13 protein-coding genes are annotated in these 17,381 nt (G+C 69.1%); 9 read left to right on the plus strand and 4 right to left on the minus strand.

Annotated elements, in window-relative coordinates; translation table 11 throughout:
* Positions 1-39 precede the first annotated feature (39 nt).
* Positions 40-1,557, plus strand: coding sequence for an MFS transporter (locus tag NV348_RS16495; RefSeq protein WP_447147669.1), 1,518 nt, complete (start codon positions 40-42; stop codon positions 1,555-1,557).
* A 113-nt stretch (positions 1,558-1,670) separates the two neighbouring features.
* On the opposite strand, the gene NV348_RS16500 is transcribed toward NV348_RS16495, so the two are convergent.
* On the minus strand, positions 1,671-3,509 hold the full coding sequence (locus NV348_RS16500) for a DUF4407 domain-containing protein (protein WP_447147670.1): 1,839 nt from the start codon (positions 3,507-3,509) through the stop codon (positions 1,671-1,673).
* A gap of 948 nt (positions 3,510-4,457) precedes the next feature.
* Here NV348_RS16500 and gltB point away from each other — a divergent pair.
* The 8 genes from gltB to NV348_RS16540 all read left to right on the plus strand — a co-directional run bounded on the left by gltB (position 4,458) and on the right by NV348_RS16540 (position 15,133).
* Positions 4,458-9,110, plus strand: coding sequence for a glutamate synthase large subunit (gene gltB / locus NV348_RS16505; RefSeq protein WP_447147671.1), 4,653 nt, complete (start codon positions 4,458-4,460; stop codon positions 9,108-9,110).
* A gap of 56 nt (positions 9,111-9,166) precedes the next feature.
* Positions 9,167-10,636, plus strand: a complete 1,470-nt coding sequence (locus NV348_RS16510; RefSeq protein WP_447147672.1) for a glutamate synthase subunit beta — start codon at positions 9,167-9,169, stop codon at positions 10,634-10,636.
* A gap of 218 nt (positions 10,637-10,854) precedes the next feature.
* Positions 10,855-11,460, plus strand: a complete 606-nt coding sequence (locus NV348_RS16515; protein WP_218716106.1) for a tetratricopeptide repeat protein — start codon at positions 10,855-10,857, stop codon at positions 11,458-11,460.
* Positions 11,461-11,821: 361 nt separating this feature from the next.
* Positions 11,822-12,142: a hypothetical protein gene (locus NV348_RS16520; RefSeq protein WP_447147673.1), complete on the plus strand. Its 321-nt coding sequence runs from the start codon at positions 11,822-11,824 to the stop codon at positions 12,140-12,142.
* The gene (locus NV348_RS16525; RefSeq protein WP_447147674.1) at positions 12,139-13,146 is read left to right on the plus strand and encodes a hypothetical protein; all 1,008 of its coding nucleotides are present in this window, start codon (positions 12,139-12,141) and stop codon (positions 13,144-13,146) included. Before NV348_RS16520 ends, NV348_RS16525 begins: the two co-directional genes overlap by 4 nt.
* Positions 13,143-13,598, plus strand: coding sequence for a roadblock/LC7 domain-containing protein (locus NV348_RS16530; protein WP_447147675.1), 456 nt, complete (start codon positions 13,143-13,145; stop codon positions 13,596-13,598). Before NV348_RS16525 ends, NV348_RS16530 begins: the two co-directional genes overlap by 4 nt.
* A gap of 10 nt (positions 13,599-13,608) precedes the next feature.
* Entirely contained in the window at positions 13,609-13,980 is a 372-nt protein-coding gene (locus NV348_RS16535; RefSeq protein ID WP_447147676.1) for a hypothetical protein, read from the plus strand.
* 253 nt (positions 13,981-14,233) lie between these two features.
* Positions 14,234-15,133: a cutinase family protein gene (locus NV348_RS16540; protein WP_447147677.1), complete on the plus strand. Its 900-nt coding sequence runs from the start codon at positions 14,234-14,236 to the stop codon at positions 15,131-15,133.
* Positions 15,134-15,568: 435 nt separating this feature from the next.
* Here the strand turns inward: NV348_RS16540 and NV348_RS16545 are convergent, their stop codons facing one another.
* The 3 genes from NV348_RS16545 to NV348_RS16555 are packed head-to-tail and all read right to left on the minus strand — an operon-like array spanning position 15,569 to position 17,275.
* Positions 15,569-16,207 (minus strand): histidine phosphatase family protein, encoded by a 639-nt coding sequence (locus NV348_RS16545; RefSeq protein WP_447147678.1) that lies wholly within the window; start codon positions 16,205-16,207, stop codon positions 15,569-15,571.
* A gap of 37 nt (positions 16,208-16,244) precedes the next feature.
* The gene (locus NV348_RS16550; protein ID WP_447147679.1) at positions 16,245-16,928 is read right to left on the minus strand and encodes a hypothetical protein; all 684 of its coding nucleotides are present in this window, start codon (positions 16,926-16,928) and stop codon (positions 16,245-16,247) included.
* Between the two features lie 35 nt (positions 16,929-16,963).
* Positions 16,964-17,275 (minus strand): hypothetical protein, encoded by a 312-nt coding sequence (locus tag NV348_RS16555; protein WP_447147680.1) that lies wholly within the window; start codon positions 17,273-17,275, stop codon positions 16,964-16,966.
* Positions 17,276-17,381 lie beyond the last annotated feature (106 nt).

Below are 17,381 nucleotides of genomic sequence, written 5' to 3' on the forward strand. Positions count from 1 at the left end.
CCGTCTGGACGGTTTACCAACTCAGAAAGTCGAGAACCGATGAACACCCCCGTCGCCACCGCATCCGCCCCGCCGCGCGCCACCGCGCGCGAGTGGGCGGGTCTCGGTGTGCTGGCCCTAGCCCTGCTGCTGCTCGCCGTCGACGCGACCGTGCTCGACCTGGCCGTGCCCGCGATCAGCGCCGACCTCGCCCCGAGCACCCCGCAGCTGCTCTGGATCATCGACGTCTACTCGTTCGTGCTCGCCGGCCTGCTGGTCGTGATGGGCAACCTCGGCGACCGGATCGGCAGGCGCAGGCTGCTGCTGATCGGCGCCGTCGGCTTCGGCATCGCCTCGGCGCTGGCCGCCTGGGCTGTCTCGCCCGAGATGCTCATCGCGGCGCGCGTGTTGCAGGGTGTCGCCGGTGCCACGCTGATGCCCGCCACGCTGGGCCTGATCCGGTCGATGTTCCAGGACGCGCGGCAGCGCACCCTGGCGATCGGCGTGTGGAGCGCGATGGCCGGTGGTGGCGCCGCGGCCGGTCCGCTGGTCGGCGGCTGGCTGCTCGAGCACTTCTGGTGGGGCTCGGTGTTCCTGGTGAACCTGCCGGTCATGCTGGTGCTGCTGGCGCTCGCGCCGCTGCTCATCCCCGAATCGCGGGACCCGAATCCGGGCCGGTTCGACGTGCTCAGTGCGGTGTTGTCGATGCTCGCGCTGGTTCCGGTGGTCTACGCGGTGAAGGAAACCGCCGCGCACGGCCCGACGGTGGGCGCGCTCCTGGTCGGCCTGGCCGGCGTGCTCGCGGGCGTGCTGTTCGTGCGCAGGCAGCGTCGCCTGGCCGATCCGATGCTGGATCTGCGGCTGTTCGCGCTGCCCCGGTTCCGCGTCGCGGTGTTCACCAACCTGCTCGCGGTGTTCGCGCTGGCCGGTGTGCTGTTCTTCGGCTCGCAGTACCTGCAGCTCGTGCTCGGGCGCTCGCCGCTGGAAGCGGGTCTGCTGATGCTGCCCGGCCTCGCGGCCAGCGTGTTCGGTTCGCTCGCGGCGGCCTGGCTGGTGCGGCGCTGGCGCGCGGCGGTCGTGCTGGCCGGCGCGCTGGTGGTGACGGCGTTCGGTGCGACGGCCTTCCTCCTGGTCGACGCGGACAGTGGCGCGAAGGCGTTCGTGCTCGGTTTCGTCGGCATCGGCCTCGGTGCCGGTGTGGCCATGACCGTGGCCGCCGACCTGGTCGTCGGCTCGGCGCCGGAGGAACGCGCGGGCGCGGCGGCGGCGATCTCGGAGACCGCTTACGAGACCGGTCTCGCGCTGGGTGTCGCCCTGCTCGGCAGCACCGTGATGGCGATCTTCCGCCGTGGCCTCGACCTGTCGCTGCTGCCGGACGACGCGGTGGCGACGGCATCCGGTTCGCTCAGCGGCGCGGTCGAGGTCGCGAGGGAGCTACCCGCCGCGGTGGCGCAGGAGTTCTTGTCCTCGGCGAACCAGGCATTCGTCAGCGGTATCCACCTGACGGTGCTCGGCATCGTCGCGGTGCTGTTGTTCGCGGCCGTCAGCGCGGTGCGGACGAAGAACACCCGCGCATGAGTCCACGGTGGGGCCGGTATCGAGCCGGCCCCACGGTGGCTTGCCTTCCGCGGGCCGTGTGGTGGATGGCGGTGGGTGGACGGCCGTGCAGGAACCTGTCGCCGACCTGGTGATCAGCGGGCGGGCGGCAGCTGACGCTGACCGCCGCCGGGGAGCTCGTTGGCGTTGCCGCCCGGGAGTTCCCCGTACCCGTCCGCGGTCGGCAGGGTGTTGCCCTGACCGGCCGGGAGCGCGGTGTAGGTCGGCGCGGCCTGGTACTGGCGCGGGTCCGGGTGGTACCGGGTCGACGGCGCGTCGACGACGGTCGAGGCGATCTGCTGGGCGTACGGGTTGTACTGCGGCGCGCCCTGCTGGGGGTACCCCGCGGGCAGGTACCCCTGCGCAGGCTGACCCGGCAGCTGGTAGCCGGGCGGCACCATCATCTGCTGCTGCTGAGCCTGCGAATCCTGGGTGTCGACGGTGACCTTGCGGCTGCGGCGTAGCGTGAAGGTGACCTCCTCGACCTCCTCGAACGCCTGCCGGGCGGTGCGCAGCGGGTGCGTGGCCGAGTCGATCGCGTTGGCGACGAAGGACGGCACCAGCGGGCGGATCCAGCGGGCGGCGGTGTCGGTGAACGGCACGGTGCCGATGATCGGCAGCTCGAGCCCGCCGCCCCCGGTCGGCGCCTGCGCGGGCGCGGCGGCGGTGGCCACCGGCTGGGCGGGCACGAGCGAACCGGCTTGCGGCGCGGCGGTGGGCAGCGCGTGGGGTAGGTACCCGGCGGGCAGCTGCTGCGGGGAGACGTTCGGCTCCAGAGCCACGGAGTCGTCCTTTCGATGCGGCTCGGTGATCCCGAGCTCGAAGCCGCCGATGGCGGCGATGATCCTGGTGCGCTGGCGTTCTCGATCGATGACGGTGTCGGCCTCGATGGCCAGGCGCGCCGCGGTGAGTTCGTGGTCGGCGCGCAAAGCGGCGGCTTCGGTGCGCACCTCGGCCCGCTTCACCGCGATCGCGGCGTCGGCCGCGCGCTGGGCCCGGTCGGCGACCTCTGCGGCGTCGACCCGGCGGTCCAGCGAAGTCTCCCCGCGCCACCAGCGCAGCAGCAGGGGCAGCAGGGCGAGCAGGACACCGGCCAGCAGGATGAGCAGACGCAGCGCGGCGGCTCCGGCGTGGTCGGCGGTGTAGCCGTTCATGGCCAGCCAGCGGGCGCCGAGCCCGCGGTCGGCCTCGGCGAACGCGGTGGCGCGGGCGGCGGCCAGCTCGGCGGTCTCGGTGCGGACCTGCTGGTCGAGCTGATCGGTGCGGGCCTGCGCGGTGGCGAGCTGCTTGCGGGAGTCGTCGAGCATGTCATTGGCCGTCTGGGCCTCGGGACCACGGCCGGGGACGCCGGTGATCCTGGTCTGCGGGCACTCCGGCGTCGGGTTGTACTCACACCGGGCGACGACCAGCGCGCGGTCGATATCGGCCTGCGCCTCGGCGATGCTCACGTCCAGGGCGGCCCGGTCGGCGCTCGCCCGGTCGAACTCGGCCCGCGCGGTGACGACGCCCGGCGCGTTCTCGGCGCTCGCCAGTGCCCGCACGTCCAGTTCCCGGTCGACGGTGCCGCCGAGCAGCACAGTCGAGGCCAGCTCGGCGACGAGCACGCCGGCCAGCACGCCGACGCCGATCCGGGCGGCGGTGGCGGCCCGGTCGGTGGCGCCGGGCCTGGTGGTGGCCAGCGCGCGACCGAGCGCGGCGGCGGCCACCGCGACGACCAGCGCGAGCGCGACGACGGCGAACGCGCCGATTCCGTCGGCGGCGGCGAGGGCAGCGGCGGTGACGATCCCCGCGACCGCGGCGAACAACAGCACGGCGGCACCGGTGACGACGTAACCGCCCTGTTCATGGTTGTAGGCCAGGTCGGAGCCCGTTTCGGGATCCCGGCGCCGGGGTGAGGCGAGGCCTCCGCCGAGCCAGGTGAGTGTGCCGGTCATAGGTTCTCCCCGGGTCGTGCGCTCCACTGGGCATGGCGAAACTGTCATGGATTCGTTGTGTCAGCGTGACAGGCAGCGACCCGACACACCGAGTGTCGAGGACCCCCCTGTGGTCAGCCTCACAGTAGTGCCGGCCCGGCATCGGTGCGACCGGGCCGCGCGGCTCGATGCCCAGGCCGGCCCCGGCGTGTCGACCCCGGCGATCCGTACCTACCGGTTGGTAGACCCCCCTCTGTGGCGAACGCCACTGTTCCAGAATTAGCCAGGGGTGTGCTGTGTCGCACAATCTTGATACAGACCATACGGTTGGATTACTGCGATGCCACGTCGGAGCCGCTGTCGGAAATATCTCACCGGTCCTGTCCCGGTTAGCGGAGCGCGCAGGTTTGACCTGGGCATTGTCTGGGAATCCTGCTGCGGTACAGGTGAGTTCAGCTTTCGGCCCCGCGCCGACGGGTGTTTCGGGCCTGCTTCGTCACGGTGTTCGCGCAGGTCGGCGTGGGTTATGCGGGATCGATCCGGCCCCCGCTCTGCTTTACACTGGACGACGCGCGCGACGAAGCATGCCGCCGTTACAAACCCCAGCTAGACAGGTTTCTTAGTACGACCTTAGTTGGTTGGGTCTGCGGTCTGACTTATCGTTTGCTCTTACGCCGAACGCACCCTGTTCGGCACAACCACCTGTTTCGAGGTCCGGTGAAACCGGGCCAAGAGTAGCGGGTGAACCCCCGCGCGGAGGTAAGGGATGTGTAAGCGTTCCGTTACCTCTGAGCACCCACTACGTCAACGAAGCGGGTGGACAACTGGAGACGTGACTGCACGCCGCAAACCATCATCGTCGCTGGTTTCGGATCGTACGGACGCAGTCTTGACGGAGGCGAAACGACGAAGGGCCCAACTCAACGGGCGGCCGATTCATCGACAGCCGACTTTCTTGAAGGCAGAGGCATGACGCAACTTCCTGGCCACAGGTCACCCGGTGCCACCGGGCTCTACGATCCGGCATTCGAGCACGACGCCTGCGGCGTCGCATTCGTCGCCGACATGCACGGACGACGCAGTCGAGACATCGTCGACAAGGCCATCACGGCCCTGCTGAACCTGGAACACCGCGGTGCCGCGGGCGCGGAGCCGAACTCCGGCGACGGCGCGGGCATCCTGATCCAGCTTCCGGACAAGTTCTTCCGCGCGATCGTCGACTTCGAGTTGCCTCCGGTCGGCTCCTACGCGACCGGCATCGCCTTCCTGCCCCAGGCCCGTCGTGAAGCCGCGCGTGCCGCCTACGGCGTGGACAAGATCGTCACCGAAGAGGGCATGGCCGTGCTCGGCTGGCGCGAGGTGCCGATCGACGAGTCGTCGCTGGGCGCCCTGGCCCGCGATGCCATGCCGACCTTCCGGCAGATCTTCATCGGCTCGCCCAAGAACTCCGCCGAGCAGCTCTCCGGCATGGACCTGGAGCGTCGCGCCTACGTCATCCGCAAGCGGATCGAGCACGAGCTCGGCAAGGCAGGCCCCGGTGAGGGCACCGTCGGCAAGGAATCGGTGTACTTCCCGAGCCTGTCCGGCGAGACCTTCATCTACAAGGGCATGTTCACCACGCCGCAGCTGCGCGCGTTCTACCTGGACCTGCAGGACGAGCGCGTCGAGTCGGCCATCGGCATCGTGCACTCGCGCTTCTCCACCAACACCTTCCCCTCGTGGCCGCTGGCGCACCCGTTCCGCCGGGTCGCCCACAACGGTGAGATCAACACCGTCACCGGTAACGAGAACTGGATGCGCGCGCGTGAGGCGCTGCTGCGTTCGGACGTGTTCGGCAAGGACGAGGCGGGCAAGAACCGCCTGCAGAAGATCTTCCCCGTCTGTACGCCGGGGGCCAGTGACACCGCGCGCTTCGACGAGGTGCTGGAACTGCTGCACCTCGGTGGTCGCGACCTGCACCACGCGATCCTGATGATGATTCCCGAGGCCTGGGAACGCAACGAGAACATGGACCCGCAGCGCCGGGCGTTCTACGAGTACCACTCGATGCTGATGGAGCCCTGGGACGGCCCCGCCGCCGTCTGCTTCTCCGACGGCAAGAAGATCGGTGCCGTGCTCGACCGCAACGGCCTGCGCCCCGGTCGCATCTGGGTGACCGAGGACGGCCTGGTCGTGCTCGCCTCCGAGGTCGGCGTCCTCGACATCGACCCCTCCACCGTGGTCCAGAAGATCCGCCTGCAGCCGGGCAAGATGTTCCTGGTCGACACCGAGGCTGGCCGCATCGTCACCGACGACGAGCTCAAGTCCGAGCTGGCCGCCGCGCAGCCGTACCAGGAGTGGCTCGACGCCGGCGTGAGCCGCCTTGCCGACCTGCCCGACCGCCCGCACGTGCACATGTCGCACGACCGCGTGCTGATCCGTCAGCAGATCTTCGGTTACACCACCGAGGACCTGAACCTGCTGATCACGCCGATGGCCAAGACCGGCGGCGAGGCACTGGGCTCGATGGGTACCGACACCCCGATCGCGGTGCTGTCGAACCGGTCGCGCCTGCTGTTCGACTACTTCTCCCAGCTGTTCGCGCAGGTCACCAACCCGCCGCTGGACGCTATCCGGGAGAAGGTCGTCACCAGCCTCAAGCGCAACATCGGCCCCGAGGCCGACCTGCTGCACCCCGGCCCCGAGTCGTGCAAGCAGATCGCGCTCGAGCAGCCGATCCTCGACAACGACGAGCTGGCCAAGCTGGTCCACATCAACGACGACGGCAGCCACCCCGAGCTTCGCTCGGTGGTCGTGCGCGGTCTGTACCCGGTCGCCAAGGGCGGCGAGGGCATGCGCAAGGCCCTGGCCGCGATCAACACCCAGGTGTCGGCGGCCATCGACGGCGGCGCGCGGATCATCGTGCTGTCCGACCGCGAGTCCAACGAGAAGCTGGCGCCGATCCCGTCGCTGCTGCTCACCTCCTCGGTGCACCACCACCTGGTGCGCGAGCGCACCCGCACCATGGTCGGCCTGGTCGTCGAGGCCGGTGACGCCCGCGAGGTGCACCACATGGCGATGCTGGTCGGTTTCGGCGCCGCCGCGATCAACCCGTACATGGCTTTCGAGACCATCGAGGACATGCTCGAGCGCGGCTCGCTGCAGGTCCCCGGCTCGACCGGTGACCTGGCCGCCGACTTCCGCAAGGCCGTCGCGAACTACTGCACCGCGGCCAGCAACGGCGTGCTCAAGGTGATGTCCAAGATGGGCATCTCCACCCTGGCCTCCTACAACGGCGCCCAGCTGTACCAGGTCATCGGCCTGGCGCAGGACCTGGTCGACGAGTACTTCACCGGCCTGCGCTCGCCGCTGGGCGGCATCGGCCTGGACGAGATCGCCGAAGAGGTGGCCATCCGCCACCGCACCGCGTTCCTGGAGAACCGCAACGAGCGCGCGCACCGCGAGCTCGAGGTCGGCGGCGAGTACCAGTGGCGCCGTGAGGGCGAGTACCACCTGTTCAACCCGGACACAGTGTTCAAGCTGCAGCACGCGACCCGCAGCGGTCAGTACTCGATCTTCAAGGAGTACACCAAGCTGGTCGACGACCAGTCCGAGCGGCTGGCGGCGCTGCGCGGCCTGTTCAAGTTCAAGACCGGCCAGCGCGAGCCCATCTCGATCGACGAGGTCGAGTCGGCCGCCGAGATCGTCAAGCGGTTCTCGACCGGCGCGATGAGCTACGGCTCCATCTCGGCCGAGTCGCACGAGACCCTGGCGATCGCGATGAACCGTCTCGGCGCCCGCTCGAACTCCGGTGAGGGCGGCGAGAGCCCGGCCCGCTTCGAGGTCGAGGAGAACGGCGACTGGCGTCGTTCGGCGATCAAGCAGGTCGCGTCGGGCCGCTTCGGCGTCACCGCGCACTACCTGACCAACGCCACCGACATCCAGATCAAGATGGCCCAGGGCGCCAAGCCGGGCGAGGGCGGCCAGCTGCCCGCGCACAAGGTGTACCCGTGGGTCGCCGAGGTGCGGCACTCCACGCCGGGCGTCGGCCTGATCTCCCCGCCGCCGCACCACGACATCTACTCGATCGAGGACCTGGCGCAGCTGATCCACGATCTGAAGAACGCGAACCCGCAGGCGCGGATTCACGTGAAACTTGTCGCGGAGCCGGGTGTCGGCACCGTCGCCACCGGTGTGTCCAAGGCGCACGCCGACGTCGTGCTCATCTCGGGCCACGACGGCGGCACCGGCGCCTCGCCGCTCACCTCGCTCAAGCACGCGGGTGGCCCCTGGGAGCTCGGCCTGGCCGAGACCCAGCAGACCCTGCTGCTCAACGGCCTGCGTGACCGCATCGTGGTCCAGGTCGACGGTCAGATGAAGACCGGCCGCGACGTGATGATCGCCGCCCTGCTCGGCGCCGAGGAGTTCGGTTTCGCGACCGCTCCGCTGGTCGTCTCGGGCTGCATCATGATGCGCGTGTGCCACCTCGACACCTGCCCGGTCGGCATCGCGACCCAGAACCCGGTGCTGCGCGAGCGCTTCTCCGGCAAGCCGGAGTTCGTCGAGAACTTCATGCTGTTCATCGCCGAGGAGGTGCGTGAGCTGCTCGCCGAGCTGGGCTTCCGCACGCTCGACGAGGCCATCGGCCGCGTCGACCTGCTCGACACCAGCAAGGCCAAGGCGCACTTCAAGGCCGCCAAGCTGGACCTGTCGCCGATCCTGGACATGCCGGAGACGGCGTTCATGAACCAGGACACCCGCTGCACCGGCACCCAGGACCACGGTCTGGACAAGGCGCTGGACAACGAGCTGATCGCGCAGAGCGTCGACGCGCTCGAGCGTGGCCAGGCGGTCAAGATCGAAACCAAGATCACCAACGTGAACCGCACGGTCGGCACCATGCTCGGCCACGAGGTGACCAAGCTCTACGGTGGCGCGGGCCTGCCCGACAACACCATCGACATCACCTTCAACGGTTCGGCGGGCAACAGCTTCGGCGCGTTCGTCCCGGCCGGCATCACGCTGCGCGTGCAGGGTGACGCCAACGACTACGTCGGCAAGGGTCTCTCGGGTGGCCACATCGTGGTCCGTCCCGCGCTCAACGCGCCGGAGTCGTTCGTGGCCGAGGACAACATCATCGCGGGCAACGTGATCATGTTCGGCGCGACCAGCGGCCGGATCCTGATCAACGGTGTCGCGGGTGAGCGGTTCGCCGTGCGCAACTCCGGCGCCACCGCGGTCGTCGAGGGTGTGGGCGACCACGCGCTCGAGTACATGACCGGTGGCCGGGTGGTCATCCTCGGTGCGACCGGCCGCAACTTCGGCGCCGGTATGTCCGGTGGTGTCGCGTTCGTCTACGACCCGGAGGGCACGTTCCCCGCGCGCGTCAACCCGGATCAGGCCGAGGCGATCGAGCAGCTCTCCGGTGACGACTTCACCTGGCTGCGCGACATCATCACCACCCACCGCGACGAAACGGGTTCGGCTGTCGCCGAACGCATCCTGAGCGACTGGTCCCAGCAGGTGAACCACTTCGTGAAGGTCATGCCCCGCGAATACAAGAAGGTTTTGCTCGCCATCTCCGAAGCTGAGAAGAGCGGCAAGGACGTGGACGAAGCGATCATGGAGGCCGCTCGTGGGTAGCCAAGGAGTTTTGAAGATGACGTGGACGAAGCGCTGGAATCACTCGGGGGCGGCTCGTGGCTGACCCACAGGGATTTTTGAAGCACACCTCGCGGGAACTCCCGACCCGTCGTCCGGTCGAGCTGCGACTGCTCGACTGGAAAGAGGTCTACGAGGACAAGTTCTCGCACGACACCCTGCAGAAGCAGGCCAGCCGCTGCATGGACTGCGGTATCCCCTTCTGCCACAACGGCTGTCCGCTGGGGAACCTGATCCCCGAGTGGAACGACCTGGTGTACAAGGGTGCCTGGCGCGAGGGCATCGACCGCCTGCACGCCACGAACAACTTCCCGGAGTTCACCGGCCGCCTGTGCCCGGCTCCGTGTGAGGCGTCCTGCGTGCTCGGCATCAACCAGCAGCCGGTCACCATCAAGCAGGTCGAGGTCGAGCTCATCGAGAACGCCTTCGACGAGGGCTGGGTCACCCCGGTGTACCCGACCCGCCTGACCGGCAAGAAGGTCGCCGTCGTCGGTTCGGGCCCGGCCGGTCTGGCCGCCGCCCAGCAGCTGACCAGGGCCGGCCACACCGTGACCGTGTTCGAGCGCGATGACCGCATCGGCGGCCTGATGCGCTACGGCATCCCGGAATTCAAGATGGAGAAGTCGGTCATCGACCGTCGCCTCGCGCAGATGGAAGCCGAAGGCACCATCTTCAAGGCGGGCGTCAACGTCGGTGTCGACATCACCGCCGAGGAGCTGCGGGAGCGTTTCGACGCGATCGTGCTCGCCGGTGGCGCCACCATCGCCCGTGACCTGCCGATCCCGGGCCGCGAGCTCGACGGCATCCACCAGGCGATGGAGTTCCTGCCGCTGTCCAACCGCGTCCAGCTCGGCGACGACATCACCGACGAGAACGGCCTGCCGCCCATCCACGCGAAGGGCAAGAAGGTCGTCATCATCGGTGGTGGCGACACCGGCGCCGACTGCCTGGGCACCTCGCACCGCCACGGTGCCGAGTCGGTCCACCAGTTCGAGATCATGCCGCGTCCGCCGGAGGAGCGCGCCGGTTCCACCCCGTGGCCGACCTACCCCCTCATGTACCGGGTCTCCTCGGCGCACGAGGAGGGCGGCGAGCGCGTGTTCTCCGTGAACACCGAGCGTTTCGTCGGTAAGGACGGCAAGGTCACCGGTCTCGAGGCGCACGAGGTCAAGATGGCCAACGGCCGGTTCGAGAAGGTCGAAGGCACCGACTTCACCCTCGAGGCCGACCTGGTGCTGCTGGCCATGGGCTTCGTCGGCCCGCAGAAGCCGGGCCTGCTGACCGACCTCGGCGTCGGCTACGACGGCCGCGGCAACGTGCAGCGGGACAAGAACTGGGCCACCAACATCCCCGGCGTCTTCGTCGCCGGCGATATGGGCCGTGGCCAGTCGCTCATCGTGTGGGCGATCGCCGAGGGCCGCGCCGCGGCGTCCGCGGTGGACAAGTTCCTGGAAGGCGAGACCGCGCTGCCCGCGCCGATCCCGCCGACCGCTGTCGCTCAGCGCTGACGCACGAACCACCAAGGCGCCCGCGGACTTCGAGAGTCCGCGGGCGCCTTCGTTGTTTGCCGAGGGTATGCGTAGGGGACTGAACGCCGTTCGCCCACAAGGAGTTCGGTACCCGAGCAAACGACGTGGCTGATCTCCGGTGCAGCACATACACTTCCGTTATCGATGTGTAACCGGTGATGATCCGAGGGGGAGCTGTGCCGTTACCGCCGGGAACGATGGCGAGCCTGCATCGCGCCGCGGAGCGCGGTGACGGTACCGCCATGCACAATCTCGCCAACATCTACTACGACCACAGCGATTTCGACGCCGCCGAGCACTGGTTCCGCCGGGCGGCCGCCGCCGGCCACACCCGCGCGATGAACAACCTGGCCGTGCTGCTGGACAAGCTCGGCGAGTTCGACGAGGCGGAGTCGTGGTACCGGCGGGCCGCGGCGGCGGGCAACGTCAACGCCATGTACAACCTGGCCACCCTGCTCTACCAGTGCGGTGACCGGCGTGGCGCCGAAACCTGGTACCACCACGCTGCTTTCGCAGGCAATGTCGACGCGATGTACAACCTCGCCCGCCTGTGCGAGGACCAGGACCGCCTCGACGACGCCGAGGCCTGGTACCGCGACGCCGCCGACAACGGCGACATCGACGCCGTCAACAATCTCGGCATGCTGCTGCGGCACCGCGGTGCTCTCACCGAGGCCCGTCGCTGCTTCCGCCGCGCCGCCGATCTCGGCCACCCGCGCGCTATGGCCAACCTCGCCGCGCTCCTGGAATCCCAGGGCGCGCATCGCGAGGCCGAATCCTGGTACCGCCGCGCGGCGGGCTGATCGGCGTGTCGCGGGATCCCGCGAGCGAACCGGGTGCGGTTCGTGGATTCGTCGCGTTCTGTTCGTGATGTTCGCGAGATGGTCGCCGGGCGGCAAATAGCGGTTGAGCACCGGGTTTATCGGCCCGGCAGCGAATCGGCGTGAAGTTACCCAAAAGTATTGATACCGAGCGGTTTTCCAGCAACCCTCAGCAAACATTATGGGCCACAGCAATTTTCCGGCGTTCGACATGCGGGAATTTGCCGGGAGGTATAGCGTCACGTTCCGATAACCTCTCGATGACAGGCCAGGGCGTGTGAATTCTCTCGACGGCTGCCTTGAACGCATCATGGATATTCCCGGTGCGTGCAGCGTGACACTGGTGGATGGGGCCAGCGGTTTGGCGATCGCCGCCGCTGGAGTGCACGACCTCGTCGACGAACACGAGGATGCGGCGGGCACCACGGATGTGGTGCGGGCCGCGCTCGGCTGTTCGGCGCTGGCGACCGGACGCACCGACGACGACATCACCGAGATCGTCGTCTGCCGCACCGGCGGCTTCCACCTGTTGCACCTGATCGAGGGCGATTTCGACGGCAGGCTGTTCGTGCACGTCGTCTTCGACGGTGACACCGGCAATCTCGGCATGGCCAGGTATCAGCTCCGTGGCGCGCTCGAAGAACTGACGGGCGGCGATCGATGAGCTCGGCTCTCGCCGAGGAATTGCACCGGCTCGAGGAACAGGGTTCGACCGGCGTATTGCGGGCCGGCGACGGTGAATTCCATCTGGCGCGCGGCGCGATCGCCTCGGCCGGGTGCAGGCGCACGATCGGCTTGGACCGGCTGGTGGTCGAGGCGGGCGTGGCCACCGCCGAGGACTGGCGCCGGGCGGGCGCGGGCGATCCCGGCCCGTTACTGCATCGGCCGCGATTGGAAACCCTGGCGCTGCTGTCGGTGTTCGACGCCGCCTTCTTCCTGCTCGCCTCCGCCGCAGAGCCGGAATTCCTGCCCGCGCCCGAACATTGGCTCGCCCCCGTGTGCCGGGTGGCGCCCCACACGCTCCTGCACGAATGCGCCCGGCGCAGTGACTCGGAGTGGGGTCCGTGGCCCGCCGACCTGGTCGGCGCGGTGCCGGTGATCCCCGCGCGCCGGGCGCGCCGCCATCGCGTGGTGCTCACCGGCGGCCAGGCCGAGGTGCTCGCCGCCGCCGACGAGCGGCGCAGCATCGCCGAGATCGCCCGCGACCTGGGCCGGACCACCTACGGCTGCCTGGTCGCCGTGCGCGACCTCACCACCGCGGGGCTGATCCAGGAACCCGATCTCGCGGCGGCCGAGGCGCCCGAGCGTGCCCCCGACGTCCGGCAGTCGTCGCCGGCCGGGCGGCACCTCGCCCTTGCGCCCGCGCCCGTCGAAGACACCGGGCGCCACCGGCATTCGGCACCGGAGGCGCCGATCACAGGCGTGCCCGCGCTACCGAAGCGGGTCCCGCCCGCGCTCGGTGGCGGGGGAACGGCTCGTCCACCCCGCCCGGTGCACGCGGGGACGGGCGAGCGAACCGGTCGGCACGCGGTCGACGAGGAAGCGACCGCAACCGCCCGGCATCGCGGAAACCGAACCGGTGCAGCACCGTACGAACCCGAGCGCTGGCGACAGGTCGACCGCGAGGTACTCATCCGGCTCAGGGCGGCGTTGGAGGAGCTTGCGTGACCGTGCGGAAGAAACTGCTCGGTGAATGGAGGGGAAGGACGAAGGTGACGATGCCGGTACCCGAACGGAATACGGCCGTGCTGGCCGAACTGAAGTCGTTGCGGGAGCGCGTCCCCCGCCTGACCGGTTCGGTGGTGGCCTCCAGTGACGGGCTGCTGATCGAACACGACCTACCCCCGCACATCGAACCCACCGGCATGGCCGCGATGGCGGCCGCGCAGTTGTCGCTGTCGTATCGGCTCGCGACCACGGCGCACGGCGGCGGGTTCAACGAGGTCGTCGTGCTCGGCACCGAGGGGCAGGTGGTGATCTACGCCGCCGGTTACACCTCGCTGACCGTGCTCGCGGGCCCGGAAGTGAACGTCGGCCGGCTCCACCTGGAGTCGCGGCCGGTGGCGCGCGCTATCGCCGAACATCTGGCGGCGGCGCAATCCGAGGAAGAAACCGATTGAAAGGCACGACATGTCGAACATGGACCTGGCACTGAAGGACATGATGGTGATCGACGGCGCGATAGGCGCCGCCGTCGTCGACTACAGCAGCGGTATGGCGCTCGGAATGCTCAGCAGCAGTAAGTCGCTCGATTTGCAGGTGGCCGCGGCGGGCAATACCGAGGTGATCCGCGCGAAGATGCGCACCATCGAACAGCTCGGCCTCAACGAGGAGATCGAGGACGTGCTCATCACCCTCGGCGGCCAGTACCACGTCATCCGCCCGATGACCGGCCGCAAGTCCAAGGGCCTGTTCCTCTACCTCGCGCTCGATCGCGGCCGATCCAATCTGGCCCTGGCCCGCCACCGCCTCAAGGGCATCGAGGAAGACCTGGAGGTGTGAGTTACCCCAACGGCGGATGAATATGTCGGCGACTCGAAGTGGCCGCCGACATCCCGCGCACCCCTGTGTCGAAGTCGACTGTCGGAAATCGGACAAGGACGAGTCGTCGTGTGGCATCAGCGCGCTCGCCCGCCTATTGTGATTCGCGGCGAGGTCTGGGTGAGGCACAGCATGGACAATTGCCGGGTTCACCCATCTTGACAGGGACTTATCGGGGATTGCTCTGCATCGAGCAAGGTTGGACTGGAGCGGTATGCAGTTGAAGAAGGTTGTCGCGGCGCTGGGCGCGGCCGCGGCGATGACCACCGGCATCATGGTCGGCAGCACGAGTGCGGCGGCGGCGCCGGGCTGCCCGAGTCTCTATGTCGTCGCGATCCCGGGTACCTGGGAAACCGGCCACGACAAGGCCCCCGGCCCCGGCATGCTCTCCGGCGTCACCAACGGCCTGCCCCGCAATACCGACGTCGACTACGTCACCTACGCCGCCACCGCGTTCCCGTGGGAAGGCGACGTCTACGGTCAGTCCAAGAAGCAGGCGGTCGACGCCGCGCGCGGACTGATCACCGCCAAGCTCGCCGCGTGCGGCGACACCGATATCGCGCTGGTCGGCTACAGCCAGGGCGCCGACGCGGCGGGCGACCTCGCCGCCGAAATCGGCACCGGCGTCAGCCCGGTCGCGCCGGGCAAGGTCAAGGCCGTCGGCCTGATCTCCGATCCGCGCCGTTCGCCGACCGATGTGCAGGTCGGCCCGTTCGCCGCGGGCGCGGGCGCCGGTGGCGCGCGGCCCGGTGGCTTCGGCTGGATCAGCGACCGCGTGCGCACCATCTGCGCCGTCGACGACCTGTACTGCGCCACCGCCACCGACGACTTCGTCACCCGCTTCGCCGGCTTCCTCGCGCAGAGCTCGGACGCCAACCCCGCCAACCTGTGGCGCTACCAGATCGAGGCGGGCGCCATCGTCAACGACCTGATGGCCCACGGCGGCGTCCCGACCCTGCAGGCCCAGCTCTCCGACGCGGCCAACCAGCAGCGCGCCAAGGACCTGGAGCGCTTCTACCGCTCCCAGGCCCACACCCTCTACGGCAGCTACCCGGTAGGCGGCGGCCAGACCGCCATCACCTGGATGCACAACTGGATCGCTCAGCAGGCTTGAGTTTTTGGAGCGCTGGCGCGCTCGAGTCGGCGGAGTTGTTGGAGCGCTGGCGCGCTCGAGTCGGCGGCCCCTTGTGTCCCGCCGGTCAGGCACCGTGGCTTGCTCCTTCGTCGCTTGCGCCACGGCGCCTGATCGGCGGGACGGCCGCCGACGGCCGACTTCGTCGGCCTGCCCCTCCTCGGGGTCGGGGCGTGGTGGTTGCGTTTGTGGAGCGCTGGCGCGCACGGGTCGGCGGCCTGCCCCTCCGGGGTCGGGGCGTGGGGGCTGGGTCGGCCAGCAGGCTCGAAGTTTTGGTGCAGGGGCCGGGTACGCGGATGTCGCGTACCCGGCCCCTTTTCGGTCAAGGCTGCGGTAACCGACTGATCAGGTGCGGACATGGGTAACTCCCCAGCCGCCTCTCAGCCCACACGCGCCTGCCGCCGGCCCGACTACGAACTATCGAGCTCCCGGGCGGCCCGCCGAATTCGCGGAGAGGCGGGCCGGCAGTAGGTCCCAGACGTGGCCGTTTTCGTTGATGGTGGCCGCGGTGCGGGAGCCGGTGCGCGAGTACAGGATTCGGGTCACCGAGCAGTAGTCGATCGGGAAGGTCAGTGGGCGGTCCAGGCCGAGGATGTCGGCCAGCAGCACGTTGACCACGCCGCCGTGGGCGAAGGCGATGACGGTGTCGGTCGGGGCCGCGGCGGCGACCAGGCCGTCGATCGCGGTGAGGACGCGGGCGGTGAAGGCGGGGCCGTCGATCTGCTCGGGCAGCAGGCCGGCCTTGATCCGGGCGTAGGCGTCGGCGAAGTCGGTCTTGGCGTCTTCGATGGGGATGTAGGCGGGCAGGTCGCGGTCGTACTCGGCGAGGTCGTCGATGATCTCGACGGGCAGCTCACGCGCGGTGGCGGTGGGGGCCGCGGTGTCGCGGGCCCGGCGCTGGGGGCTGCTGACGATCCTGGCGATCTCGTGGGCGGCGAGCGCGGCGGGGACGCGGTCGGCCTGTTGCCCGCCGATGTCGGTCAGGCCGGGGTCGGCGGCGGTAGTGGCCCCGATGACGCGTTCGGGCTGGGCGTGACGCACGAGAATGAGCTGCACGCTCACACACTCTGCCGTATCGCCGCGCCGGGCGGTCTCACGGCTCCGGGTCGATCTCCTCGCGACCGGTCACATCGGCGGTGTCGATGATGACGATCTCCCGGCCGTCCTCGAGCAGCACCTTCAGGAAGCCGGGCGGATTCTCCATCACATAGCCGTCGACGAGACCGTTCTTCGTCTGGATGTGCTCGCGCGAGACCCACGGCACCTGGACGGTCGCGGCCAGGATCAGCGCGGCGAGGGTGACGATCAGCGCGGAACTGCCGACGAACCAGTGCGCGAACCTCGCGCCCTCCGGATTCCGCTTGCCCGCCCGCAGCAGCCCGAACAGCACGAGGCCGAGCACACCGGCGACGGCGAGCACCCACCACACCCGGTGGGTCCACACCAGCGCGCCGGTGAACACACCGATCACGATCAGCCAGGTCAGATTGCCCGCGTTGGTCCAGCTCGGCCTGCCGAGCCGGATCTGATGGATCACCGCCTCCGGCAACAACACCGACAGGGCGATCCCGCCGAGCAGCGGGCTGGCCATCAGCGTGCCGACCACCATGGTGGCGACATCGCCGATCCCGAGCGTGCCCAGCAGCGAGAACGCGGCGTTCCAGTCGTAATCGGTGACCGCGAACAGGCGCAGCAGCAGGAACAGGCCCGCGACGCCGGTCGCGGACAGCCCGTGGGCGAGCCGTTCGTTCGAGGACTCGCGGGGATGCCTCGTCATCGGGCGAGGATATCGCCGCGAGTTCCTCGATCAGGTCAGGGCTGGCCGTAGGGCGGCTGACCGTACGGCGGCTGACCACCCTGGGGACCGCCGTACGGCGGCTGGGCGGGCGGCTGACCGTTGTCCTTCTTCTTGTTCTTGAGTAGATAGATGCCACCGATGATGAGCACGACGATCAGCAGGCAGCAGATGCCGCCGATGATCAGGCCGGAGCTGCTCTTCTTTTTCTTCTTGGCGGCCAGCTCCAGCGCGGTGTTGACCGTGTCCGAACTCGCCAGGGTGTCGAAGCTGCTCGTGAGCATGTGCGGGTCGACGAGGGCGGCCGTGGTCAGCAGATCCAGATACATGTAGTCCCATCCCGATGTGTCGTTGGCCCGGCATCCTCCCGGTGCCGGAACTCCGAGACTAGCGCCGTGCGTGTGGCTTTCGGTGCGAAAGCCTCGCGGAGCGTCC

The sequence above is a fragment of the Nocardia fodinahabitans genome, assembly GCF_052983615.1.

Excerpts from the sequence above, each read along its gene's own strand:
- NV348_RS16515 (WP_218716106.1), top strand. The coding sequence starts at position 10,855 with ATGGCGAGCCTGCATCGCGCCGCGGAGCGCGGTGACGGTACCGCCATG.
- gltB (WP_447147671.1), top strand. The coding sequence starts at position 4,458 with ATGACGCAACTTCCTGGCCACAGGTCACCCGGTGCCACCGGGCTCTAC.
- NV348_RS16540 (WP_447147677.1), top strand. The coding sequence starts at position 14,234 with ATGCAGTTGAAGAAGGTTGTCGCGGCGCTGGGCGCGGCCGCGGCGATG.
- NV348_RS16535 (WP_447147676.1), top strand. The coding sequence starts at position 13,609 with ATGTCGAACATGGACCTGGCACTGAAGGACATGATGGTGATCGACGGC.
- NV348_RS16495 (WP_447147669.1), top strand. The coding sequence starts at position 40 with ATGAACACCCCCGTCGCCACCGCATCCGCCCCGCCGCGCGCCACCGCG.
- NV348_RS16500 (WP_447147670.1), bottom strand. The coding sequence starts at position 3,509 with ATGACCGGCACACTCACCTGGCTCGGCGGAGGCCTCGCCTCACCCCGG.
- NV348_RS16550 (WP_447147679.1), bottom strand. The coding sequence starts at position 16,928 with ATGACGAGGCATCCCCGCGAGTCCTCGAACGAACGGCTCGCCCACGGG.
- NV348_RS16525 (WP_447147674.1), top strand. The coding sequence starts at position 12,139 with ATGAGCTCGGCTCTCGCCGAGGAATTGCACCGGCTCGAGGAACAGGGT.
- NV348_RS16555 (WP_447147680.1), bottom strand. The coding sequence starts at position 17,275 with ATGTATCTGGATCTGCTGACCACGGCCGCCCTCGTCGACCCGCACATG.